General features: G+C 41.6%; 23 protein-coding genes and 2 pseudogenes. 24 read left to right on the top strand and 1 reads right to left on the bottom strand.

All coding sequences use genetic code 11. The features are described from left to right. Positions 1 to 28 precede the first annotated feature (28 nt). A complete protein-coding gene (gene flgJ, locus I3259_RS00410) occupies positions 29 to 1,015 on the top strand; it encodes a flagellar assembly peptidoglycan hydrolase FlgJ (protein WP_238027813.1) in 987 nt (328 codons plus the stop codon). A gap of 97 nt (positions 1,016 to 1,112) precedes the next feature. Here flgJ and I3259_RS00405 read toward each other — a convergent pair whose 3' ends face one another. Then, on the bottom strand, positions 1,113 to 1,301 hold the full coding sequence (locus I3259_RS00405; RefSeq protein ID WP_238027812.1) for a flagellar hook protein: 189 nt from the start codon (positions 1,299 to 1,301) through the stop codon (positions 1,113 to 1,115). Between the two features lie 235 nt (positions 1,302 to 1,536). On the opposite strand from I3259_RS00405, the gene flgK reads away from it, so the two are divergent. From flgK to fliP, 23 genes and pseudogenes are all read left to right on the top strand, one after another. After that, positions 1,537 to 3,873: a flagellar hook-associated protein FlgK gene (flgK, locus tag I3259_RS00400; protein WP_238027811.1), complete on the top strand. Its 2,337-nt coding sequence runs from the start codon at positions 1,537 to 1,539 to the stop codon at positions 3,871 to 3,873. A 13-nt stretch (positions 3,874 to 3,886) separates the two neighbouring features. Next, positions 3,887 to 5,122 (top strand): flagellar hook-associated protein FlgL, encoded by a 1,236-nt coding sequence (gene flgL, locus I3259_RS00395; RefSeq protein WP_238027810.1) that lies wholly within the window; start codon positions 3,887 to 3,889, stop codon positions 5,120 to 5,122. 277 nt (positions 5,123 to 5,399) lie between these two features. Then, positions 5,400 to 5,894, top strand: a pseudogene (locus I3259_RS00390) (flagellin); the annotation flags it as partial. Positions 5,895 to 7,052: 1,158 nt separating this feature from the next. Next, a pseudogene (locus I3259_RS20180) lies at positions 7,053 to 7,352 on the top strand (flagellin); the annotation flags it as partial. Between the two features lie 75 nt (positions 7,353 to 7,427). Continuing rightward, entirely contained in the window at positions 7,428 to 7,859 is a 432-nt protein-coding gene (locus I3259_RS00380) for a flagellar protein FlaG (RefSeq protein WP_238027809.1), read from the top strand. A 12-nt stretch (positions 7,860 to 7,871) separates the two neighbouring features. Next, complete coding sequence (gene fliD / locus I3259_RS00375) at positions 7,872 to 9,314, top strand: flagellar filament capping protein FliD (RefSeq protein ID WP_238027808.1); 1,443 nt, start codon at positions 7,872 to 7,874, stop codon at positions 9,312 to 9,314. 8 nt (positions 9,315 to 9,322) lie between these two features. After that, positions 9,323 to 9,622, top strand: a complete 300-nt coding sequence (locus tag I3259_RS00370; RefSeq protein ID WP_238027807.1) for a flagellar biosynthesis protein FliS — start codon at positions 9,323 to 9,325, stop codon at positions 9,620 to 9,622. Between the two features lie 52 nt (positions 9,623 to 9,674). After that, entirely contained in the window at positions 9,675 to 10,076 is a 402-nt protein-coding gene (gene fliS / locus I3259_RS00365) for a flagellar export chaperone FliS (protein WP_238027806.1), read from the top strand. Between the two features lie 274 nt (positions 10,077 to 10,350). Further along, positions 10,351 to 11,796, top strand: coding sequence for a sigma-54 dependent transcriptional regulator (locus I3259_RS00360; protein WP_238027805.1), 1,446 nt, complete (start codon positions 10,351 to 10,353; stop codon positions 11,794 to 11,796). A 343-nt stretch (positions 11,797 to 12,139) separates the two neighbouring features. After that, a complete protein-coding gene (locus I3259_RS00355) occupies positions 12,140 to 13,180 on the top strand; it encodes an ATP-binding protein (RefSeq protein WP_238027804.1) in 1,041 nt (346 codons plus the stop codon). Between the two features lie 37 nt (positions 13,181 to 13,217). After that, on the top strand, positions 13,218 to 14,597 hold the full coding sequence (locus tag I3259_RS00350) for a sigma-54 dependent transcriptional regulator (protein WP_238027803.1): 1,380 nt from the start codon (positions 13,218 to 13,220) through the stop codon (positions 14,595 to 14,597). Positions 14,598 to 14,649: 52 nt separating this feature from the next. Then, positions 14,650 to 14,961 (top strand): flagellar hook-basal body complex protein FliE, encoded by a 312-nt coding sequence (gene fliE, locus I3259_RS00345; protein WP_238027802.1) that lies wholly within the window; start codon positions 14,650 to 14,652, stop codon positions 14,959 to 14,961. Positions 14,962 to 15,022: 61 nt separating this feature from the next. Then, the gene (gene fliF, locus I3259_RS00340) at positions 15,023 to 16,771 is read left to right on the top strand and encodes a flagellar basal-body MS-ring/collar protein FliF (RefSeq protein ID WP_238027801.1); all 1,749 of its coding nucleotides are present in this window, start codon (positions 15,023 to 15,025) and stop codon (positions 16,769 to 16,771) included. Then, on the top strand, positions 16,764 to 17,807 hold the full coding sequence (gene fliG / locus I3259_RS00335; RefSeq protein ID WP_238027800.1) for a flagellar motor switch protein FliG: 1,044 nt from the start codon (positions 16,764 to 16,766) through the stop codon (positions 17,805 to 17,807). The genes fliF and fliG overlap by 8 nt, the downstream gene beginning before the upstream one ends. 35 nt (positions 17,808 to 17,842) lie before the next feature. Then, a complete protein-coding gene (gene fliH / locus I3259_RS00330; protein WP_238027799.1) occupies positions 17,843 to 18,646 on the top strand; it encodes a flagellar assembly protein FliH in 804 nt (267 codons plus the stop codon). After that, positions 18,643 to 19,965 carry a flagellar protein export ATPase FliI gene (gene fliI / locus I3259_RS00325; protein ID WP_005370306.1) on the top strand — a complete coding sequence of 441 codons (1,323 nt, stop codon included), beginning with the start codon at positions 18,643 to 18,645 and terminating at the stop codon, positions 19,963 to 19,965. The genes fliH and fliI overlap by 4 nt, the downstream gene beginning before the upstream one ends. A 31-nt stretch (positions 19,966 to 19,996) precedes the next feature. After that, the gene (gene fliJ, locus I3259_RS00320) at positions 19,997 to 20,437 is read left to right on the top strand and encodes a flagellar export protein FliJ (RefSeq protein ID WP_238027798.1); all 441 of its coding nucleotides are present in this window, start codon (positions 19,997 to 19,999) and stop codon (positions 20,435 to 20,437) included. Between the two features lie 120 nt (positions 20,438 to 20,557). Then, positions 20,558 to 21,988, top strand: coding sequence for a flagellar hook-length control protein FliK (locus tag I3259_RS00315; RefSeq protein WP_238027797.1), 1,431 nt, complete (start codon positions 20,558 to 20,560; stop codon positions 21,986 to 21,988). Positions 21,989 to 22,041: 53 nt separating this feature from the next. After that, a complete protein-coding gene (fliL, locus tag I3259_RS00310; protein WP_238027796.1) occupies positions 22,042 to 22,524 on the top strand; it encodes a flagellar basal body-associated protein FliL in 483 nt (160 codons plus the stop codon). Between the two features lie 7 nt (positions 22,525 to 22,531). Continuing rightward, positions 22,532 to 23,581: a flagellar motor switch protein FliM gene (gene fliM / locus I3259_RS00305; protein ID WP_238027795.1), complete on the top strand. Its 1,050-nt coding sequence runs from the start codon at positions 22,532 to 22,534 to the stop codon at positions 23,579 to 23,581. 16 nt (positions 23,582 to 23,597) lie between these two features. Next, the gene (gene fliN, locus I3259_RS00300) at positions 23,598 to 23,987 is read left to right on the top strand and encodes a flagellar motor switch protein FliN (RefSeq protein WP_238027794.1); all 390 of its coding nucleotides are present in this window, start codon (positions 23,598 to 23,600) and stop codon (positions 23,985 to 23,987) included. Between the two features lie 8 nt (positions 23,988 to 23,995). After that, positions 23,996 to 24,445 (top strand): flagellar biosynthetic protein FliO, encoded by a 450-nt coding sequence (gene fliO / locus I3259_RS00295; protein ID WP_238027793.1) that lies wholly within the window; start codon positions 23,996 to 23,998, stop codon positions 24,443 to 24,445. Then, a complete protein-coding gene (fliP, locus tag I3259_RS00290) occupies positions 24,432 to 25,280 on the top strand; it encodes a flagellar type III secretion system pore protein FliP (protein ID WP_238027792.1) in 849 nt (282 codons plus the stop codon). Before fliO ends, fliP begins: the two co-directional genes overlap by 14 nt. The last annotated feature ends 25 nt before the right edge of the window (positions 25,281 to 25,305 follow it).

The raw sequence follows: 25,305 nt of genomic DNA, 5'->3' as shown, positions 1-25,305 counted from the left end.
GTAAAAAGTAATTAACAAGGATTGTAATATGAAGCAAATTGATCCCGGTTTTGTCCATGATATTAGTAACCTAGACCGTCTACGTGCGGGTATTGGCGAAGATTCAAAGGGATCATTGCGTCAGGCGGCTAATCAGTTTGAGTCTATTTTTACTCAGATGTTATTTAAGTCAATGCGCGAAGCGAACGAAGCGTTTGAATCTGATTTAATGAGCAGCAATAACAGCAAGTTTTATCAGCAAATGCATGATGAGCAAATGTCATCTCAGCTAAGTACCACAGGAAGTTTGGGCTTAGCTGATATGATTGTAAAGCAATTGGGTGGCGAAGGTAACGAGCAAAAGCCGCATACACCAACAACAGATTTATTCCCGAAAAAAGACAATACAGATCCATTGCAGATTCGCCCAATCGATAATAAATCCCAGCCATTAAAACTACCGCAACGAGAAGATCAAAACAGTGTCGCGGCACAACAGGTATTAGAAAAATATAAGCAACGATTACACACTGCCGATGTTCAGCCGCCATTACGACAACCTGAACCTGATCGTTTTGAAACGCCAGAAGCGTTTGTTGATCATATGGCACCGTATGCGACTAAAGCGGCACGCGCTTTGGGAACCGATCCCGCAATGTTGATAGCGCAAGCGGCGTTAGAAACAGGCTGGGGTAAAAAAGTGATCAAAAATGCGGCAGGAACAAGTAACAACCTATTTAATATCAAAGCCGATCCACGTTGGAGTGGTCAAAAGGTTGCCACGCGAACATTGGAATATCATAACGGTGTTGCTGTACAAGAAAATGCGGCGTTTCGATCTTATGGTTCTTATCAAGATAGTTTTCAAGATTTTGTGAAGTTCTTACAACAGAACCCACGTTATTCAACCGCGTTAAAACACAGTGGTGAGCCGAATCAATTTATTCGTGAAATACATAAAGCAGGATATGCCACCGATCCTAATTACAGTAATAAAGTATTAGCAGTAATGAAAAAGGTGAAAACATTAATGTAAAAAGAAGGGATATATAAATAAAAGCGAATTAAAATAAAATATTTATATTCTATCTAATAATATTTGATGGGAGTTTTTTAGTGTCTGAAATATAAGGTTATACAACAATATCAATAATATTCGATACCATTTTAATTAGATCGTTACTTTCAAATAAAGCATTTTCCACTTCCTTTTCATGCACTTGCTTTTCTTCTGTTTTTTTGTCGTCAAAATGATCACTCACTAGTGGTACAACAACTTCTTTTAATGCGTAACCAATTAATCCTGATACTAATAAGTTCATAATACTTATCCTTTATATTTTATTTTAATTTGGGTTGAGCTTTTAAATTATAAACAAATAGCGATTTATTACCATCATTAAATACTCAAAAATAATCGTTTAATTAAAAATGCCGTTATTATTTTTAATTGGTTCGATTTTTGCAAAGAAGCTATCGTAATGTGCGCTTTATATGAATAAGCGTCATTAAGATTGATATAAAAACATCACGTTGTTAATGAGTTAGGGAATAAATATGGCGTCGGATTTAATGCAGCTTGGTATCAGTGGTTTGCGTACATCGCAAAAGCAACTTGATGTAACCAGCCATAATATTAGTAACGTACATACCGCAGGTTATAGCCGTCAGGTTGTCGATCAAAAAGCGGCCGATGCACAATGGAGCGGCGGTAACTATTACGGCAGTGGTGCGTATATTGATAGCGTTAATCGTGCTTACGATCAGTTTGCAGCTCGTGAATTAACGCTCTCTACCACCCAGCTTGAAGCTTCAGATGTTCGTCAACAACATATGATGATGTTGGATGACTTCACCTCAAAAAGTGCTGTTAACACGGTTAATAGCATGAATGATTTTTATAACTCGGTACGCTCATTGTCAGATCACCCTAACGATCTTGGCTCTCGTCAAACCGTGTTAGACCATGCCGATCAAGCGGCAAAAAGTTTTAATAGCTCCCATGAAATGTTGACCAATATTCGCCGTGATGTGAATGAGCAATTGGGTGTGACACTTGATCGTGTAAACGCATTAGGGCAAGAAATTGCCGCTATCAATACCAGTTTGCAAGAAATGCCTGATGGCGATCAAAACCATGACTTGCTGGATAAACAGCGTGGCCTAATCAATGAACTAGCCAAATATACCAAAGTGACAGTACTGGCGGATAAAGGCAGCCTTGCAGACAAAGTCATTATTGGTAGTGGTGATACCTTGGTCTCTGGCGTCGAATCGTCACAATTAAAAATGGTCAATGGCGATCCTGATTTAGAAGATAAACAAATAGCCTTAATCAATGGTAACCAAGCTAAGCCAATTAAAAGTGATGATATTGGTGGTGGGTTAGGTGCCATGCTATCTATTCGTGATGATGTAATAGATAAAAGCCTTGATGAAATGGGGCGGATGGCGATTGGCTTCTCAAAGCAAATAAATGATTTACAGCAATCTGGTACAGATTTAACAGGTGCAATAGGCAGCGCTTTATTTAGTGATGTTAATAGCCCTACTTTAGTCAAAGAGCGAGTATTAAAGCCGTTAGGTAGTCAAACAGACATTGATGTAAAAATCGATGATGTAAATGCGCTGAAAACTGGTGATTATGAATTAACCACAGAGTTTGATGGAACTGATTACAGCTTTACATTGTTTGATCCAGCTGGCAATGAAATGAAAAAGCCTGATGGTAGCGCACTTATTTCTTCAACAGATACATTACCCGTAGAAGTGAAAGTCGATGGTTTAACGTTAACCATGAACACAGTTATGGGTAATCCTCCAGCTACAGGGCAAAGCGAAACCGTCGTTATTCAACCTATGCGTCGCGGTGCGGCAAACATTAGCGTGGAGATGTCAGATCCTCGTGGCTTAGCAGGGCACCGTCAAACCGCACTGATAGAGGCTAACCCAAACAATGCGGGAACAGCGGCATTAACTACCGTCACAGATAACACACCAGATGCTGTCGCGGGTAATTATCAAATAGATATTATCAATAGTGCAGATTTAACAGCAACAGATGGCACAGGCAATACTGGTGCTGCACAATTTGATGCGATCAAAGGTGCAGCGGCGGAAGCTGCCCAAGGCGTATATACCCTTAGTTTAAATGCCACTGGAGATAAAATCAGCATGGTTGATGCTGCAAGTAATCCGATTAATTTAATTGATGCAACGGGAATGCCTGTAACTGAGCTTGATTACCCATTAACAACAACAGGCAATACATTAACTATGGTTGCCAGTGATGGTAGCCAAGTGAGTGTCGCAACGCTTGGAGCAGGAGCTGCGGTTGGTGATTCTTTTACGCTAAATATTACTACGTCGGATAAATTAACAGTTAAAAACACCCAAACGAATACCTTAGTTGATCTTGATGATGGCAGCGGTAATCCTGTTCAAGCGTTAGCTTACCCACTAACGAATGCTAATAAAGAAATTACCTTTGCAGGTCAAGCAACCCCGACATTCTCACTCACCGATAATGGTCAGGCCGGCGATAACTTTACAGTGAGTTTAGGGAGAAGCAGTGCGGTAGGCGGCAACAACAACTTTTTAGCGATGCAGCAAATTCAGCACGAAAAAACCATGAACGAGGGTAAATCAAGTGTGATTGATTTATTCGAAGGCTTGGCAACCGACATCGGCATGATGAAAAGTAATGCGGAAAAAACGGCTGAAGTGAATCAATTGGATTTTGATGCCGCTTCTGAACGCGTTTCTAATCTATCAGGGGTTAACCTTGACGAAGAAGCGGCAAACTTGATGAAGTTTCAACAGTCATACATGGCATCATCACGCATCATGTCGGTAGCAAAAGAAACCTTTGATACCTTAATGCGCGCAGTATAAGTAGGAGTAAATAATGATTAATCGTGTTTCTACTGCCAGTCAGTATCAAAGTTTGACCTCAAACCTAATGCGTAAGCAAGGTGAAGTAAACGAGAGCAATAACCAATTATCGACAGGTAAACGGGTTGAAACCGCAGGTGATGATCCCGTGTCTTCGGTGACGATTCAAAACTATCGCCAACAGTTAACTCAAATAGATCAATATAAAAGCTCCATCACCATGGCGAATAATCGCTTAGGGGTAATGGAAAGCTCCATTGCTGGCGTGGAAGATAACCTTGATGCTACCAAGCAAAAAGTACTTCGGATGATCAACGGTGCGATGGCATCAAATGATCGCACAGCTTTTAAAGATGAATTAACCAGTTTGCGTGATGGTTTGTTAGAGCTCGCCAATAGCCGTGACGAATCAGGAAACTATGTGTTTGCGGGTAATCAAATGGATACCCAACCGTTTGTAAAAGGCACTGACGGTAAAATGAATTATCAAGGTGATAGTCAATCGCGCTATGCCCAAATAGATAAGTCAGTTGAAGTGAAAACCAGTTTACCGGGTGATCAACTCTTTACATCAATACCTAATCCGTATGGCGATTTTCGCCCCGACTTTAGTGATTTAAGTAGTGGGTCAAAATTACATGTACTCAGTGCAACAACCTCTGATTTTACTAAAGCTCAACCGATCGACATTGCTTTTAGTGAGGCGGTAGTTACGCAGCCTGATGGCAGTGAAAAAACAGTCATGCAATACAAATTAAGCCTTGATGGAAAAGAAGTGGTTGCAGGTCAGGATTACGATCCAGAAAAAGGGATCCAGTATACGGCAGCGGATGGTAGTAGCGTGTCGATTACCCTTGATGATGTTGAAGTCGGCGATAAATTAACCCTTAACCCTGCGCAGAAAATCAATATTTTTGATTCATTACAAGATGCGATAGATAACGCTGAAAAACCAACCTCGTCAGCGGCGGCTGAAGCGACGTTACAGCGGGTCATTGATGATATTGATAGTAGCTTCTTGCACGTTAGTCAGCGCCGTTCAGAAGTGGGCACTATCATGCAGCAAGTGGAAAGACAGCAAGAACAGCATCTCGATTTTGAACTGACCTTAAATAGCGCACAAAGTGGTTTAGAAGATTTGGATTACAGTAAAGCGATAATGGAAATGAACCAACAAATGATGGCATTGCAAGCATCACAATCGGCGTTCAGCAAAACTAAGCAATTATCGTTATTTAACTATTTATAAATGATTGTTAATAACATGCGTAATATTGAAAACGGCAATTATTTGCCGTTTTTTTTGTGATCTAAATAACGTGGTTAAAGGGGTAGGTTATTAATGTTGAGTGTTTTTAATTTATTGATAATTAATGGTTTTGTGTTTTTTTTGCTTTTAATTGAAGTTTTTTTAAAAAAAATCTAAAGCTTCGAAAAAACGTGCCGTTAACCTTAGCACAAGTTAGAAAAACCTCTTTTAACCCGGCAACACGTCTGGGAAAGATCATACCAAGGAGTGTCACCTTATGGCTATTACAATTAATACCAACGTAACAGCAATGACTGCCCAGCGTAACCTAAACAGTGCTAGCAGTAGCGTTGCCGACAGCATGCAAAAATTATCATCTGGTCTTCGTATTAACTCTGCGAAAGATGATGCAGCAGGTCTTCAAATCTCTAACCGTCTAACAAACCAAACTAACGGTTTGAACGTAGCAATGCGTAACGCCAACGACGGTGTTTCAATGGCACAGACTGCTGAAGGTGCAATGCAAGAATCAACCACAATCATGGAGCGTATGCGTGAGCTTGCGCTACAGTCTGCGAACGGTTCAAACTCTGATAAAGACCGTGAAGCAATGCAGAAAGAAATGGGTGAATTGCAAAGCGAAATGAACCGTATCGCTGATACCACAAGCTTCGGTGGTCAGAACCTTCTTGATGGTTCGTTTGGTGATAAGGACGGTAAAACATCTTTCCAAATAGGCGCAAACTCAAATGAAACGCAAAGCCTTGGCTTAATGGATGTGTCTGCTCATGCAATTGGTCGTGATTACAAAAATCTGGATGCTGGCCCTGCTGCGGTTGAAGTAAAAGGTGGCACATCTACAGGTAATGGTGAGTTTTCATTAGATATTGATGGTACTTCGCATGATGTCGCTATCACCAAAGATATGACGGCTGATGATCTTAAAAATAAACTGAATAATATTGATGGGGTCAGTAATATTGGTGTTGATGAAACTACAACACCTGCTACAGCTGGTACAACATCTGTTTCAGGGTTAGCTGCAAAAGCGGGTACTGCTGTAACAGCAACATCGGCAGCAGTTACTGGCTTAGCTGCTGATACTGATGCAACTATTACGTTTGAGATTGATAATAGTGCTGATGGTGATGGTTCTGATATGAAGACTATCACCTTAAATAGCACAATTCTTACGGGTTCTCAGACGAACGGTGAATTGGATACAGCATTACAAACTGCAGCAACGAATGCGGGTTTAACAAATGTAACATTAGCAGCGGTAGGGACAGATGGATTTAGCCTTACTCGAGCTGATGGTAAAGATGTAACCATTAACCACCAAAAAGATGATGGTACTGGTACTGGTGCCACAGCAAGCATTGCTGTTGATGGCGGAGCTGCAACAACTGTAGGTACTACTCAAGCGACAGCTACCGCAACAGGTGGTACAGAAGCGGTTCCTGGTGAAACCATTGATTTTACTATCGGTGATCAATCAATTTCTTTTGATAGTACAGACTTTGCTACACAGCAGGATCTACAAGATAAATTAGACACTGTATTCAATGCTGCTGATAGTAATATTACTGTAACAGCAACAGCTGGTGGCGCTTTTGAGATCACATCTAACGATGGTAGTGAAGTTAAAGTTTCAGCTGAACTAAAAGGTACTGATGCTGGTACAACAGCTACAATTGAAACGGCTGATGGTACCGGTACTGTAGCTTTAGCTGGTGATGGTACAACGAGTGGTGACACTAAGACAGCAGGTGGTATTGAAGGAGAGAAGTCCTTTACTGTTGATTTCTCTGCGATGAAGTTAGATACAGATATTGAGTCGATTGAGTACTCAACTAAGAAATTTGATGATACTGATGAAACATCGGCATTAACTATCGGTACTGCAACAACAACTGAATCTGTAGCAAGCCTAGATCTATCAACAGCAGAAGGTGCACAAAACGCGATTGACGTGCTTGATGCGGCTATGGAGCAAATTGATGAGAAGCGTGCGGAAATTGGTGCCTTCCAAAACCGTATGAATCACACTATGAGCAACTTGGCTAACATTAACGAAAACGTAAATGCGTCTAACAGCCGTATCAAAGATGTCGATTTCGCCTCTGAAACCATCAACATGACCAAAGGTCAGATCCTACAGCAAGCAGGTACGTCAATTCTTGCCCAAGCTAAGCAGATCCCACAGGCTGCACTTAGCCTACTAGGTTAATCTGTCTTATTGATGCCCCGTTAGCTTTAACGGGGCATTATTGTATTTTGGCTATATCGCTAAAGGAAAATGACTATGGCGATCAATCCTACTTCAATACCTCAAAACACACTTTCTCACTCATTAGTAAAAGAGAACAGTGGAAAATCGACCACTCAAGCAACCCCGTTAAACGCCGCTTCAGAGTCTCAAACATCGCTTGGCAATGATTTGCCACCCACAGAACACGTAAATGCTGTTAACCGAACAGACGTTGACGATCCCCTTAATTCATCTTTGCAAGATAGCCGTTCCGATCAAGAGAGAATTAAGCAGATCGAGATGGTTTTACAACAATTTAACCGCAGCTTACGCTTCTACCAAGATGAAGAAACCGGTGAGCAAATTGCCACTATTGTAGATAAAGCCAGTGGTGAAGTTATTCGTCAAGTTCCGGCACAGGAATTGCTAGAGTTAAACAAAAATTTAGCCAAGCATGCACTGAGCTCGCTGAGCAAAATAGTCTAAGAGGTATTTACGATGGGGTTAAGTGCTGCGGGTATGGCATCGGGCTTAGATGTCGCGGGGATGACGCAACAACTAGTAGCGGCTGAAAAAAAACCTAAGTTTGATCGGATTATGGATCAGCAAAAAAAGGTTAATGTCTCGCTTAGTGCTTACGGGCAGGTTAAGTCATCAGTAAGCAGTATCCAATCTATGTTGGAGAAGTTTGGTAAAGACGATGCTTTCTCTAGCCAAAAAGCGACGTCTGACAATAGTGATTATGTTTCTGTAAAAGCCGATGCGAAAGCGAAAAATGGTACTTATACCATTAACGTAGAGCAAATGGCGCAGTCTCATAAATTAATGGGGCAAGAGTTATTTAGCGGCGATCCTGAAGCCTCACTCGGTAGTGGTGAAATGGTAATTAAGGTTGGTGATAAGTCGATGACCTTAAACATTACTGAAGACAACGATGACTTGTCGTCGATTGTGGATGCGATTAACAATGCAGAAGATAACCCAGGCTTAACGGCGACGGTGATCAACACTGGTGAAGAGGGCGGCTCTAAAATCGTTTTCTCATCTAAAGATACGGGTGTTGAAAATAAAATTGAAATTGATACGTCTGGTATGACAGGGCAATTGGCATCACTGGCTTATAAAGAAGGGATGACAGACAGTAAAGTTGATCAAATGCAAGAAGCGCAAGATGCACGCATTAAGATTGATAACTTTACTACCGTGACCAGCAGTAATAACACCTTTAAAGATGTGATTGAAGGTGTGACGTTAGATTTGAAAAAGCTGACTGGAACGTCAGGTTCAGAAAACCCTGAAACTGATGATGTCGATGTGAAATCTGTAAAAATTACCATCGAAAATAATGAAAAGAGTACCAAAGACTCACTAAAATCTTTTGTTGATGCCTACAACGGTTTAATTTCAACGACTGATAAGCTAACAGGGTTTGATCCTGATCGTGAGCCAGATGATCCAAACCGCGCTGGTGCACTGAATGGTGACAGTTTAACCCGTTCAGTACTTAGCCAAATGCGCGGCTTGATGAACGAGCCGATTGAAGTAAACGGCAAATTGTATCAGTTATCTGATTTTGGTATTTCCGTGCAACGTGATGGCACGTTAGAGCTGGAAGATGATAGCGATAAACTAGATGACATTATTAGTGAAAATTTTAATGTTATTGGGCAGTTTTTCGGCCAAGAAGACACGGGATTTTTAGCCAAAGCCGATAAGTTATTAGACACTTTTACCGATAAAACCGACGGTGCTTTATCGGTAAAAGAAGACACATTAAAAGAGCGTCAGAAGTCATTAGATGATGACATGATGCAACTTGATAAACGTATGAAAGCTTATGAAGATCGCACTTACAAACAGTTTTTAGCGATGGATGAAGCGATAGGCCAAATGAATAATCAGCTTAATAGTATGTTGAGTTTATTGGTGTCATTTGATTAAGGATAAATATGGAACAGTTAACGCAACTAGAGCAGCAAATAGAGCAACTATTAACTGCTGATGAATATAACGATGACTTTCCGCAGCAGTTAGAAAATTTAGTGTCATTACGTCATCAAGAGGTCGAGCAGATCTTAGGCCAACCTAACTTAACTCGCCCCGTTTTTGATGATGTAGTGGCACGTACAAAAGCATTAAAAAGTTTAATTCAAAAACACAAAGATATTATTGGTGAGCGATTAGTCCGTTCTAAAAAGAGCAAACAATCGTTATCACTGTACAGCAATATTCAACAAAACGGTTTGTAGCCTTCTTAGTTTTGTTGATTTTGATTTCACTTATTAAATAAGGGATTACATCATGCGTGGCTCTCTTCAGGCATATAAAAAAGTTTCAGTAAACGCACAATTAGCCAGTGCTTCTCCTCACCGTGTTATTCAAATGCTGTATGCAGGTGCGATTGAGCGTTTAATTCAAGGTAAAGCAGCAATGGAGCAAGGCAATGTTGCGGTGAAATGTGAGCGCTTAAGCAAAGCATTAGATATCGTATTAAGCTTGCGTGACTGCTTATCAATGGAAGATGGCGGTGATATTGCTAAGAACCTTGATTCACTTTATGAGTTTATGGCAAGCGAAATTACCCGCGCAAACGCTGAAAATCAAACTAAGCCAATTGATGATGTGATTGGTATGCTACGTGAGATCAAATCAGCGTGGGATCAAATCCCAACTGAGTATCATCATTTAAGTGAAGCGAGTTAATTAATAAACGTAAGTGTTAAAATGCATATAAGCAGGATAACACTATAAAAAATGGTAATAACTCTTCAAATATAGGATGAATAGCTGTAAATGCGCAATATTCGTCCTATTATTTTATATATCCTTGTATTGGTATCACACCTTTCTGCTATCAAATATTGCCTTCTCCTATGGTTTAATTACAATAGACATCAATAATATTGGCAGTGGTTCGCATTTCTATTAAATAAGCCAATAATTACATCATTTTATGAAGGCAGGCTATATCCATTCTATGCAAGGTTTAGCAAAGACACTCGTTATTGAAGACGATCAACAGCAACGTCATGATCTCAGTGTAATTCTGGGGTTTGTTGGTGAGCAGTGTGAAATTATCTCGTCACAGGATATTGATGCTTCATTATGGCAGCAGTCATGGGGCGCATGTTTACTGGGTAACATTGAAGTAAATAAAAATTTATCTCATATCGTAGATACACTAAAAATTCATGCCCAAATTCCTGTTGTATCGCTTGGAAATCATCGCGCTCATCTTTCTGGTTTAGCGAACTATGTTGGCGATCTAGAGTTACCTTTGCATTACAACCAGCTCGTTGATGCTTTCCGTCATTGCCAAGAATATATGGGTAAACGTGCTTACCAAGTTCCTCAGCTAGGGCGTAAAAATACCTTATTCCGTAGCATGGTAGGTAGTAGCGCTGCAATCAGTCAAATCCGTCATCTCATGGAACAAGTTGCTGCTTGTGATGCAAGTGTGCTGATTTTAGGTGAATCTGGTACAGGTAAAGAAGTTGTGGCACGTAACGTTCATTATCACTCTGCGCGTGGTAAAGGTCCGTTTGTGCCTGTTAACTGTGGTGCTATTCCGCCAGATTTACTGGAAAGTGAATTATTTGGTCATGAAAAAGGGGCATTTACCGGTGCAATTTCTGCACGTAAAGGCCGTTTTGAATTAGCCGAAGGTGGCACATTATTTCTTGATGAAATCGGTGATATGCCGATGTCTATGCAGGTTAAGCTACTTCGTGTTCTTCAAGAGCGTTGCTTTGAACGTGTTGGTGGTAGTCAAACCATTAAAACTAATGTGCGTATTATTGCGGCAACACATCGCGATTTAGACAAAATGATCCATGAAAATTTATTTCGTGAAGATCTGTACTACCGTCTTAATGTGTTCCCAATTGATATGCCAGCACTGCGCGAGCGTATTGAAGATCTGCCTTTATTATTGCAAGAATTACTTACACGTATGGAAGCTGAAGGTGCTAAACGCATTCACTTTACACCGCGTGCGATTAACTCATTAATGGAGCATAACTGGCCGGGTAACGTACGTGAGCTTGCAAACCTTGTTGAGCGTTTATGTATTTTGTACCCAGGTGAAATGGTAGATATTAACCATTTACCGATTAAGTATCGTTATGGTCAGCTTCCTGATTTTACGCCAGAAAGCACATTGCCAAGTGTTGAAGAGCTAGAGCAAGAAGCATTAGCAAGTATGTTCTCTTCATATGAAGATGAACAAACGGTAGCGAGCAGTGAGCTTCCACCTGAAGGGCTAAATTTAAAAGAAATGTTAGCTGATCTTGAAGTCGATATGATCAAGCAAGCGTTAGATGCTCAAACGGGGGTTGTAGCAAGAGCTGCCGATATGTTGGGTATGCGCCGAACGACCTTAGTTGAAAAAATGCGTAAATATGGCTTAAACAAAGAAAGCTAATAAAGCGTCATTAATTCATATAAAGCCGATGCCATTAATTTGACATCGGCTTTTTTATTTCTCTTTGTCACCTAAATAGTTTGTCTGCTAATTCATCACTTTTAACTTAACTGGTAATAATATACTTTTCTTTTAATTTATTTTTAGCAACAACCTCTCAAAAATATGCCGCTAATCTGTATCTTTTTAGCTAATTCGATAAAACTCTAATTGATTGTCATTTTTTTGACATATTTCTTTATGATGATTTAATTGTAATTACATGATTTAAAAGAATAATATATGGCATGTAAATTGCTTTTTTATAAATTACATTGAATTTTTTTGTTATTAGGTTTCATGCATGGATGATAAAGCGGTTGTGATAGGGACTTTAGAACAACAAGTTGAACGTTATCAACAAGTGCTGGAAGTGATGCCTGTTGGGGTCATTTTACTCGATCCAAAAGGCCTTATTTGTGAAACCAATAATGAAGCATTACGTTTGTTGGGCGAACCTCTTGAAGGCGAACGTTGGGTAGATGTTATCCAGCGTTGTTTTCAGCCTCAGGAAGATGATGGACACGAAATTTCACTACGTTCAGGACGCAAAGTGAAATTAGCCATTTCAGCTTCTGCAGCAGGACAATTGATTGTAATTACTGACATGACAGAAACGCGCCAATTACAATCACGATTAAGTGAAATGCAGCGACTGTCATCCTTAGGGAAAATGGTGGCGTCCTTGGCGCATCAAGTCAGAACGCCATTATCAAGTGCGATGCTGTATGCGGCTAATTTATCGGCACCTAACTTGCCAGCAACAACCCGTGAACGCTTTCAAGGTAAACTTGTTGATCGTCTGCAAGATCTTGAAAAACAAGTCAACGATATGCTGCTTTTTGCCAAAGGGGGTGATAATAAAGTGGTTAATTGTTTTTCATTAGAAAGCTTACTTAACAGCATGGAAAACATGGTTGAAGCTTTGGTGATGAGCCAAAATGTTGATTTTAGTATTGACTGCGATGATGAATCCTTGGCTATTTTAGGCAATGAAAATGCACTGGCAAGTGCTATCAGTAATCTAATTACAAACGCTATCCAAATGTCAGGTAAAGGCTGTACTGTTGCAGTGTCTTGTTATGCCGTAGGTGACGAAATTTTGTTATCAGTAACCGATAATGGCCCCGGTATTGCGACAGAGATCCAAAGCAAAGTGTTAGAGCCTTTCTTTACCACTCGGAAACAAGGTACAGGTTTGGGATTAGCCGTGGTTCAAATGGTGGCACTCGCGCATCGTGGCAAGTTGTCTTTAACATCAGAGCTAGGTAAAGGGACATGCTTTACTTTAACCCTTCCAATGGCCTCACAACAGAATATGCAATCACAGTTAGCTGCATCGTGAGCATTAACGTGCCAGTGCATACTCATGGAGAGAAGAGATGAATCAAACGAGAGTCCTAGTAGTCGAAGATGATGAAGGATTACGTGAAGCATTGGTTGATACGTTAGCGTTAGCTGGCTATCAATGGATTGAAGCGGAAAGCGCTGAGCATGCTTTAGTGATCATGAAGTCGGAAACCGTTGATATCGTTGTCTCTGATGTACAAATGGCAGGGATGGATGGATTAGCATTACTTCGCAGCATTAAATTAAATTGGCCGAAAATTCCCGTACTCTTAATGACAGCTTACGCCAATATTGAAGATGCAGTCGCGGCGATGCGTGAAGGTGCGATTGACTATATGGCGAAACCTTTTGCACCTGAAGTGCTGCTAAATATGGTCGGGCGTTATGCGCCGATAAAAAAACAAAGCAGTAAAACAGTGGTTGCTGATCCGAAAAGTATCAAGTTGCTAGCCCTTGCTGATAAGGTCGCAAAAACAGATGCCAGTGTGATGGTGCTAGGGCCAAGTGGCTCTGGTAAAGAAGTACTATCTCGTCATATTCACGATAATTCAGAACGTAAAGATGGGCCTTTTATTGCCATTAATTGTGCGGCTATTCCGGAAAATATGCTTGAAGCAACCTTATTTGGTTATGAAAAAGGTGCATTTACAGGAGCGATCCAAGCCTGTCCTGGAAAATTTGAGCAAGCACAGGGTGGTACTTTATTGCTTGATGAAATCAGTGAAATGGATTTGAGCCTACAGGCAAAATTATTGCGTGTATTGCAAGAGCGTGAAGTAGAACGTCTAGGCGGTCGCAAAAGCATAAAGTTAGATGTACGTATTCTCGCAACCAGTAACCGTGAACTTAAAACTTATGTTGCAGAAGGGCATTTTCGTGAAGATTTATACTACCGACTTAATGTATTCCCAATTGCTTGGCCTGCTTTAGCTGAACGTAAGGGTGATATTCTGCCATTAGCTATGTTATTTGCAGAGCGGCACAGTATCAAACAAGGAAATGTGGTACCAACTATAAGTCAGGGCGCACAAGATAAATTGTTACAATATCCGTGGCCTGGAAATGTTCGAGAATTAGATAATGTGATTCAACGAGCGTTAATTCTTTGCGATAACCATCATATTCAGCCGCACGATATTTTATTAGAACATTTTGATTGGCTTAATACGGATATACCTGAAAGTATGCCAGAGCCTGATTCTAGTGTTGTCGCTGTTCGCCCTAAATCGGCGGCAACAGGTGAAGGGCTTGGGGGCGAGTTACGTGAACAAGAATTTAGTATTATTTTAGATACTTTAATTGCCTGTGAAGGAAGTCGTAAAGATGTAGCAGAGCAATTAGGGATCAGTCCTCGAACTTTACGTTATAAATTAGCGAAAATGCGTGATGCTGGCATTGAAATTCCTGCGTAATTAGCGGACAAGCAGATGTTATCAGCAAAACATTGATAGAGAGAATCACGGAATGAAAGTAAACGGATTACAAACAGAAATGCAAGCAATGAGACTGGATGCTCAAAATACATCTACTCCAGCAACAGCTCAGCAAGTGAGCTCTGATTTTGGCAACCTTTTAACTGATGCATTGCAATCAGTGAATCAACTGCAAGGGCAATCTAGTGAGTTAGCAACGCGCTTTGATCAAGGTGACCGTAGCGTTTCGTTAGCGGATGTCATGATCGCAAGAAATAAGTCTAGTGTTGCGTTTGAAGCAACCGTACAAGTTCGAAATAAAATGGTACAAGCGTACAAAGAATTAATGAATATGCCGGTATAAGCCTGACTTTTTAAAGTATGGAAAGTAACACCGTTATTCTTGCAGTTTATGGGTAAAAGTCGTGGCAGAAGAAAACATTAATCAACCATTAGCGGTATCGGGCGGCGGTTCTGCTCCTGTATTACATGATGATATGGGCGCAGATCAAGGTGCTGATATTTCAGAGAAGAAAGCCTCTTCGACTGATAGTATTTTGGGTAACTTGGATTTATTACGCCAAGTTATTCTGGTGCTATCGGTGGCGATTTGTGTGGCGCTGATTGTGTTGGTAACAATGTGGATCAAAGAGCCTGAGATGCGCCCATTAGGCACTTATGAAACCGAAGAATTAATTCCAATCCTCGATCACTTTGATCAAAAGAAAATTGAATATCAATTAGATGGCAATACGATCCGTGTTCCAGCAGATGAATACAGCGCGATTAAGTTAGATTTAACCCGTACGGGATTAAATGCCCAGACAGTAGAAGGCGATGATATTTTATTGCAAGACATGGGGTTTGGCGTATCACAACGAATGGAAAGTGAGCGTTTAAAGCTCAGTCGTGAACGTCAATTAGCCCGTGCCATCGAACAAATTAGCCAAGTGCGCAAAGCGCAGGTTTTATTGGCGACACCAAAACAAAGTGTGTTTGTTCGTCATAACCAAGAAGCGACCGCAACAGTCTTTTTAACCTTATCTTCTGGTGGTTCATTAGGACAACAAGAAGTCGATTCCATTGTTGATATGGTTGCAACAGCGGTACCTGGGCTTCGTCCAACACGAGTGACTGTCACTGATCAACATGGTCGATTATTGAGCTCTGGTACTGAAGATCCTAGTACAACAGCGAAACGTAAAGAGTACGAATTAGAGCGTAAACAGGAACAAGCATTACGCGAAAAAATTGATGCTATCTTAATGCCTGTTTTAGGGCTGGGTAATTATACATCGCAAGTTGATGTTGCAATGGATTTCTCGGCGTTAGAAGAAACCCGTAAACGTTACGATCCATCAACGGCAGCAACACGCAGTGAATTTACGCTCGAAGATATTAATGGTGGTAATCAAGTCGCAGGTATTCCTGGCGCATTAAGTAATCAGCCACCGGTTGAATCGGCTATTCCTCAGAATGTGAAAGACATGCAGTCGGGTACGAACGGAAGTGATGGTTCTGTACATAGAGAATCTACTCGTAACTATGAATTAGATACCACGATTAGTCATAAGCGTTCACAAACGGGGGTGATTGATCGTCAAACGGTATCTGTTGCGGTGGATTATAAAACCATCACAGATCCTAAAACGGGGGATGTCACTCGAGTACCTGTTTCTGAAGCGGAAATTGCCAAAATTCGCCGTTTGTTGATGGGGGGCATTGGTTTTTCAGAAGTTCGGGGAGATTTACTAGAAGTCCTTTCTGTACCTTTTGCGTTACCAGAATCAGAATTAGCCGCCGATCTTCCTATTTGGGAAAATCCAAACTTTAGTAGCTGGGTACGTTGGATTGCAGCGGCTCTTGTTATTATTGTGGTGATTATGGTGTTAGTACGCCCAGCAATGCGTAAGTTGCTATATCCAAATCAATCACCAGATGGTACGCCATTAGACGAAAATGGTATGCCGATCCTGACAAACTCAGCAGATTCAGTTGGGCTGATTGGCGCAGAGTTGGATACAGGTGAAGGGTTTGAATTGAGCTCAAGTAGCTTAGATTTACCAAATTTACATAAAGATGAAGACTTACTGAAAGCCGTCCGAGCATTGGTGGATAATGAACCTGATCTCGCAGCGCAAGTGGTTAAAAGTTGGGTGAATGAAGATGGCTAATGATGTTGCAGTAAGTGAAAATAAATTTGATCCAAATACGTTAAGTGGAACAGAAAAAGCGGCGATTTTATTACTTAGCCTGAGTGAGCAAGATGCCGCGAGCATTATTCGTCACCTTGAACCTAAGCAGGTACAGCGTGTGGGGGGTGCGATGGCGAGTATGACAGATCTTAGCCAAGAGAAAGTCTCCGGTGTACACCGATTGTTTCTCGAAGATATTCAAAAATACACCAGCATTGGTATGGGCAGCGAAGATTTCGTACGTAACACATTAGTTGCTGCGTTAGGTGAAGACAAAGCGAATAACCTTGTTGATCAAATCCTGATGGGCAGTGGTTCTCGTGGTTTAGATTCACTGAAGTGGATGGATCCACGTCAAGTGGCAAGCATTATTCTCAATGAGCACCCGCAGATCCAAACCATTGTTTTATCGTACTTAGAGCCGGAACAATCTGCTGAAATATTAGCGCAATTTCCTGAGCGTGTACGTTTAGATCTGATGATGCGTATTGCGAACTTAGAAGAAGTACAGCCAGCGGCACTGCATGAATTGAACGATATCATGGAGAAACAATTTGCCGGTCAAGCGGGTGCACAAGCGGCTAAAATTGGTGGCTTGAAAGCTGCGGCTGAGATCATGAACTACCTCGATAATAATGTTGAAGGCTTGTTGATGGATCAGATCCGTGAAACGGATGAAGATACAGCTACTCAGATCCAAGACTTAATGTTCGTATTTGATAACTTAACAGAAGTCGATGATCGCGGTATTCAAACCTTGCTCCGTGATGTGCCACAAGATCTCTTACAAAAAGCACTAAAAGGTGCTGATGATATGCTGCGTGATAAGTTCTTCGCTAATATGTCCAAGCGTGCTTCCGAAATGCTACGTGAAGAGTTAGAAGCGATGGGGCCGATTCGTGTTGCTGATGTAGAAGCGGCGCAAAAAGAAATTCTAACCATTGCTCGTCGTCTTTCTGATACAGGTGAAATTATGCTTGGTGGCGGCGGTGGCGGTGCAGATGAGTACCTATAAAATTATCCCAATTGTTGAACTAGCAGGTGGTTGTCATGAGTGATGAACGTCGTCGTGGCTTTTATCGAGTTTCAGATCATCAAGCGCAAGAATTAGAACGTTGGGCATACCCTGATTATTCAGAAGAGCGTCCTGATCACAATGACAATGCTTTTAATTACCAGCCTCGTCCTGTTATTGAAGAATTCGAGCCTGAAGAAGAAGCGGGGCCTCCACCATTAACGGCTGCTGATTTAGAAGCGATGCAGCAATCGGCGTATGACGAAGGGATAGAGCAAGGACGACAAGCAGGACACAGCGATGGGTTTAAAACCGGTCACGCTGAAGGGCTTGAATCTGGTCTTGCCGAAGGTAAAGAGCAAGGGTTACAACAGGGGCTAGAGCAAGCTCAACAACAAATAACAGAACAAGTGAATCATTTAGCGTCAGTGGCTGAAAAGTTATTAGCGCCAATAGCACAAGTTGATCGTGACGTTGAAGAGCAGGTGATGCAACTTGCTTTAGGTTTAGCGAAAGAGTTGATCCGAGTGGAAGTGAAAACGAACCCACAAGTGATTTTAAATACGATTCGTGAAGTGGTGGCGACGTTACCGGTTGCCAATCGTGATATTACGATGAATCTGCACCCTGAAGATGTAGCCTTAGTAAAACAAAATTTTAGTGACGATGATTTGTTAGAGCGTAAATGGAAACTTATCGCTGAGCCGAGTTTAAATCGAGGTGATCTGCAATTGAGTAGCCATGACACTTCGGTTGATTACTTTATCGAAGATCGTATTCGTCACTCTTTAACCAGCTTTGAAGCGGTTAACAGCAGCCTTCGAGATCAATCTAAATGACAGCCTCATTAGCTGAACGGTTAAGTCAATATAAAACGGAAGGGACGGGATGTAAGCCTGTTGCTTCTGGACGGTTAGTGCGAGTTGTTGGTTTAACACTTGAAGCAATCGGTTGCCGCGCTCCTGTTGGTAGCTTATGTAAAGTAGAAACATTAAATGGTGAACTTGAAGCTGAAGTCGTTGGCTTTTCAGGTGAAACCTTGTTTCTCATGCCAAGTGAGCAACTGCTTGGGGTGATGCCTGGCGCTAAAGTCACGCCTATTCTGCACAATAGTGGTCTCCCCGTTGGCCCAGAATTATTAGGTCGGGTTATTGATGGGGTTGGTAATCCGCTCGATGGCTTAGGGCCTATTTTTACCGAGCATCGGGCTTCATTTAATGCCACTCCTATCAATCCTCTCGCCCGTAAACCAATCAAAGAGCCGCTTGATGTGGGTATTAAAGCGATCAATGGCTGTTTGACGGTAGGTAAAGGCCAGCGTATTGGTCTATTTGCAGGCTCGGGTGTTGGTAAGTCTGTGACTTTAGGCATGATGACTCGTGGCACCAGTGCCCAGATTGTTGTGGTCGGCCTTATTGGTGAGCGTGGTCGTGAAGTTAAAGAGTTTATTGAAGAAAGCTTAGGGCCTGAAGGCCGTGCGCGATCTGTGGTGGTGGCGGCACCTGCTGATGCTTCACCATTAATGCGCTTAAAAGGTTGTCAAACATCATTGACGATTGCTGAGTATTTCCGCGATCAGGGCTTTGATGTATTACTCCTGATGGATTCTCTGACCCGTTTTGCACAAGCACAACGTGAAATCGCCTTGTCTGTTGGTGAGCCGCCAGCAACCAAAGGTTATCCACCTTCGGTATTTGCAAAGTTACCTGCGCTGGTGGAACGCGCGGGTAATGGTAATGAAAATCAAGGCTCTATAACTGCTTTCTTTACCGTTCTTAGTGAAGGTGATGACTTGCAAGATCCTATTGCAGATGCCTCTCGTGCGATTTTAGATGGTCACATTGTGTTATCTCGTGAAATGGCAGACGCTGGGCATTATCCTGCGATCGATGTTGAACGCTCGGTGAGTCGTGTTATGCCTGCGATTGTGAGCGAAGAGCATATGTTGATGTCTAAAGCGGTACGTCAAATCCTTTCTATATGCCGTAAAAATCAAGATTTAGTCTCCATTGGTGCTTATAAACCTGGTACCGATAACACGATAGATCAAGCTTTTAGTTTTAAACCGAAATTAGACGCCTATCTGCAACAAGAGATGAAAGAGTCTGTGCCCTATGAGATGTGCGTCAATATGTTGCGCTCAACATTAGGTGGTTAATTGCAGGTGATCATGGATAAGGAAATTAAGTATGTCTAACGCGCTAGGATTAATCATCGAGCAAGCGAAAGAGCAAGAACATCAAGCAAGTTTAGCGTTAAACCAAGCCCGTATTGAGCAACAAAATTACTTACAACAGTTAGCGCAGATTGAACAGTATCGCTTGGATTATCTCAATCAGTTATCCGTTAGAGGTCAACAAGGACTAACTGCGAGTCAGTACAGCCATTTACAGAAGTTCTTAACGCAACTGGATCAAACCTTAGAAAAGCAAAAGCAAGCGGGGGGGTATTTTGAAGAACAAATTCAAAAGTGCTCGCAGCATTGGCAAGAAATGCAGCAAAAAAGACGTTCGGTTGAATGGCTGGTGGAAAAACGCGAACGCGAGCATAAACAGTGGCTTGATAAGCAAGAGCAAAAAATGATGGATGAATTTGTTACGTTGCAGTTTGCGCGAAGGTTACAACAATAACCTTATTGATGAGTAACTGGTTTAGTTTTTGCATTACTCCTACTTATCTCTTTTTGTCGTCGGAAGATCAAATGGTTACGTTTTATTTTCTACGCGCCCAGTATTAGGTTTGAATTGGCTATGAATCTATTAAATCCCTTATCAACACCGCACGTAAAAGCCACACCTGCGGGATCTTCAAATACTAAAACAGTAGAAAAAAACGAAGGTGATAAAGATGCTTCGTTTGATTCTCAGTTACAAGCCGCATCAACAGAGAAAACATCGGTAAGCGATTTAAAAATAGAACAAAAAACAAAAAAATCGACAGATGTTGAAACTGGAGAAGAAGCGATCATTAGCTCTGATGATTTAGTTATCAATAGCGAATATAACGCTGAATTAGTCTCTGATGACGCTGTTTCAGGTGAGGTTGTGACAGATGAAGTTGTATCTGTTGCTGATAGTGAGGATATCGCCAGTGTTGATAATGTTGACGACGTCGAAAGTATTGATGATGTCGAAAAAGTGATGTTTGAAGGCGCAGATTTTCTTCAACGTTTGAATCAATCAAATCAGCAGTTTAGTCAACAATCTCCAGAAGGGGGCAAAGCTTTGCCGCCACAGTCAGAGCAAATGACATCATCTGATGAGTCTTTAGATGTGAAAGCGGAACTCTCAGGTGACAAATTTGTATTAGATAGCTCTGAAATCGCTTCAATCAAGAAAAATGAGCTAACTGAAAAAGAGAAAGTACGGCAAGCGGATGTGAAGCCGAGTGAGCTAAAAATGGGCTGGCATGCTGCAACCGCTGGAGTGAAAGCGGAAACAAGCGATGAGGCGGAACTGCTTTCCCAGTCCACAACCGATCCAGAATTAAAATCAACGTTATCTGGCGTAAAAGCTGAAAATAGTGTGGTGAATGCGTTTCTTTCTGGTGAAAAAAATTCTGAATTGATCGCAACCAATGGAATGATGGAATCGGTTAGAAAGACACTGGTTGATGGTCAAGAAAAAGAGCAAGACAGTATCTCTTCACAACCATTATCGGCACTCATGGGTAACCAGCAAGCCAATGCGATGAAAATGGACTTACAACATGCGAATACGCAGGTTCAGTCGCCATTATTGCTGACAAAAGATCAGGCGGGAGAACAAGTGTCTGAGCGTATTAACATGATGATGGCAAAGAATTTAAAACAAATTGATATCCGATTAGATCCGCCAGAACTCGGTAAAATTCAAATAAAATTAGCCTTGAACCAAGATCAAGCTTCAGTGCAATTTACGGTTAATAACAGCCAAACTCGCGATATGGTTGAACAAGCAATGCCAAGGCTACGTGAGATGATGCAGCAACAAGGCTTGCAGTTAGCGCAAGGCTCTGTACAGCAAGATAGTTCAAATCAATTTGCTCAGCAGTTTTCACAACAGCACTCAGGAGATCAATCATCAGACACTGCCAATGATGGATCTTTTGCTGGCACGAATGAGACGAATTCAGATAAACACCTTGATACGATCGAGATGTTTGTAACAAAAAATAAAGATCGGGTTGATTACTATGCGTAATTAACAATTGCTAATAATTTAATTAATGAAAATAAAGATAGAAAGGAATAAAAATGGCGATGGGCAAGAAAAAGCTGATGTTAATAAGTGCAGTAGCCGTCATTGTAATATTGGCGGCAGGCATTGGCTTTTGGTTGCTAAATGGTGATGACGCAAAAGAGTCGCCACAAGTGGCTGCAACGGTACAAGAAAATACAGCCTCAGCAGCACCTGTAATGTCAGCTTACTATGTTGTGTTACCTCAACCTTTTACTTTCAATGTTACGGGTGACACACGAGACAGAGTGGTGCAAATTAAAGTGCAATTAATGGTTCGTGGCGATAAAAATGAAGCCTTGGCGAAACAGCACACCCCGTTAATTGAAAGCACACTTCTTCAAGCATTTGGGGTTGCAACCGTTGAGCAATTACGTAGTCCGAATGGGCGTGATCAGTTACGCCAACAAGCGCTTGAAGCAGTGAAAGCAACAATGGTTAAAGTGGCTGGAACACCTGCAGTTGAGCGGGTTCTTTTTACTGGTTTTGTAATGCAGTAGGTTTACGGTGAGTGATTTATTAACCCAAGATGAAATTGATGCGCTACTTCATGGTGTCGATGAACCAGAAGATGAACTTCATGATAGCGATGTAACGAACGATGTTGCTACCTTTGATTTTTCATCACAAGACCGCATTGTTCGTGGTCGGATGCCGACGCTTGAACTCATCAATGAGCGTTTTGCGCGGCACATGCGTATCAGCCTGTTTAATATGCTGCGTAAAACAGCGGAAGTGTCTATCAATGGCGTGCAGATGATTAAATTTGGTGAGTACCAAAATACGCTGTATGTACCCACAAGTTTAAACATGGTGCGCTTTCGCCCATTAAAAGGCACCGCGCTTATAACAATGGAAGCGCGTCTCGTCTTTATTCTGGTAGAAAACTTTTTTGGTGGCGATGGTCGTTTCCACGCCAAAATTGAAGGTCGTGAATTTACCCCAACTGAACGCCGCATTGTACAAATGCTGCTTAAGCTTGTGTTTGAAGATTACCGTGAAGCATGGTCTCCGGTGATGGGGGTTGAGTTTGAATATTTAGACTCAGAAGTGAACCCGACCATGGCTAATATTGTGAGTCCAACAGAAGTGATAGTGGTGAGTTCATTTCATATTGAAGTTGATGGTGGCGGCGGTGATTTTCATGTCGTCATGCCATATTCAATGGTTGAACCAATCCGTGAATTACTCGATGCGGGTGTACAAAGTGACAAGATGGACACTGACGTGCGTTGGAGTAAAGCATTGCGTGATGAAATCATGGATGTGCCCGTTAATCTTCGCGCCAAATTACTGGATGTGGATTTATCGTTACGTGATTTGATGGAACTACAAGTTGGTGATGTGATCCCTATTGATATGCCTGAGCAAGCAACCATTTTTGTTGAAGATTTACCAACGTACCACGCAAAAATGGGGCGCTCTGGTGACAATGTAGCATTGAAAATTAGTGAGAAACTCCAACGTCCCGATATGGTTAAGACTGATTTGGCGTTTCTTGACCGTGATGAGCTAGGCACGGCATTACTCAATATAAATAGCGATAGTAACGAATAAGAAAAGGACGATAACAATGTCAGATAATAATGATCAACAAATGGCAGATGATTGGGCTGCAGCATTAGCAGAGCAAGCAGATGATGTGCAACCTGCACCACTAGAAGAGCTGACCGATGAAACGGTACCGATCACCGATGATGAACGTCGTAAGCTTGATACTATTATGGATATTCCGGTTACCATTTCGATGGAAGTTGGACGTACGCAAATTAGTATTCGTAACCTACTGCAATTAAACCAAGGTTCAGTGGTTGAGCTTGATCGTATTGCGGGTGAATCATTAGATGTGATGGTCAATGGAACCCTTATTGCACATGGTGAAGTAGTTGTGGTCAATGACAAATTTGGTATTCGTTTGACTGATGTGATCAGCCAAACTGAGCGTATTAAAAAGTTACGTTAAGGCTGGTCATGAAAAGGATTGTAGGCCAGATAGTTACAGCATTATCGCTATTATTTTTCACGCTGTCCTGTTTCGCACAAACAGCGGTTGAGAAAACGATTGAAAAAGCACCGCCGCCATTAAGGCAAGCGCCTGACTTAAATATTGCAACCACTCTGGCTTCTTTACTGCTTGTGATTGCGATTATTGTTTTCTTAGCTTGGTTATTAAAACGTATGCGAGTGGCTGGGATCAGTGGTAATGATTCGGGTTTAAAAGTAATTACACAGCTGGCTGTCGGGCAACGAGAAAGAGTCGTGCTATTGCAAGTGGGTGAAGAGCAAATGTTGGTGGGTATTACTCAACATAATATTTCTTTGCTGAGTAAATTGGATAAGCCTTTAAACATGGACGAATCGCCAAGCAGAGATTTTGCTTCTCAGCTTAGCAAGCTAATGAAAAATAATGTTAAAAAATAAATTCACCCTTGTCAGTTGGATGGTTTTTCTTGCTATCTCTGTGCTGTTATCGTCAATCAATATAGCGCATGCGGTTGAAGCGAACGTGGCTAATAGTGCGACGGCGACAGCAATGAGTACAGAAACGACATCAGGTCATTTACAAGCAGCCCGTAATGGTGGGGGAATACCGGCATTATCGGTGACAGTAAACCCTGATGGTAGTGAAGATTATTCTGTCACTCTACAAATTTTAGCGTTAATGACCGCGTTAGGCTTTTTGCCTGCAATGGTTATTTTAATGACCTCTTTCACCCGCATCGTGGTGGTAATGTCGATCCTGCGTCAAGCCATGGGTTTACAGCAAACACCTTCTAACCAAGTGATTATCGGCATAGCACTGTTCTTAACGTTTTTTGTGATGTCTCCAGTGATTGATAAGATCAATGCAGATGCCGTACAGCCTTATATTAATGAGCAAATCACGGCGAAAGAAGCATTGGCAAAAGCTGAAGATCCGATGCGCCAATTTATGCTTAAACAAACCCGTGTAAAAGATTTAGAAACGTTTGTGAATATGTCTGGCTCAACGGCTGATGATCCGCAGACGGTGCCGTTAACGGTATTGATCCCGGCGTTTATTACTTCAGAGCTTAAAACGGCGTTTCAAATCGGCTTTATGCTGTTTTTACCATTTTTGATTATTGATTTGGTTGTTGCATCGATCTTAATGGCGATGGGTATGATGATGCTTTCACCTATGATTGTATCGTTACCGTTTAAATTAATGTTGTTTGTTTTAGTTGATGGCTGGAACCTGATCTTATCCACACTGGCAGGTAGTTTTGGCACCTAATGTGAATAAACATCGGATAGAAAGG

It is taken from the genome of Photobacterium sp. Ph5, assembly GCF_022129445.1.
GTDB lineage: Bacteria > Pseudomonadota > Gammaproteobacteria > Enterobacterales > Vibrionaceae > Photobacterium.
This window is presented reverse-complemented; position numbering and strand designations above follow the sequence as displayed.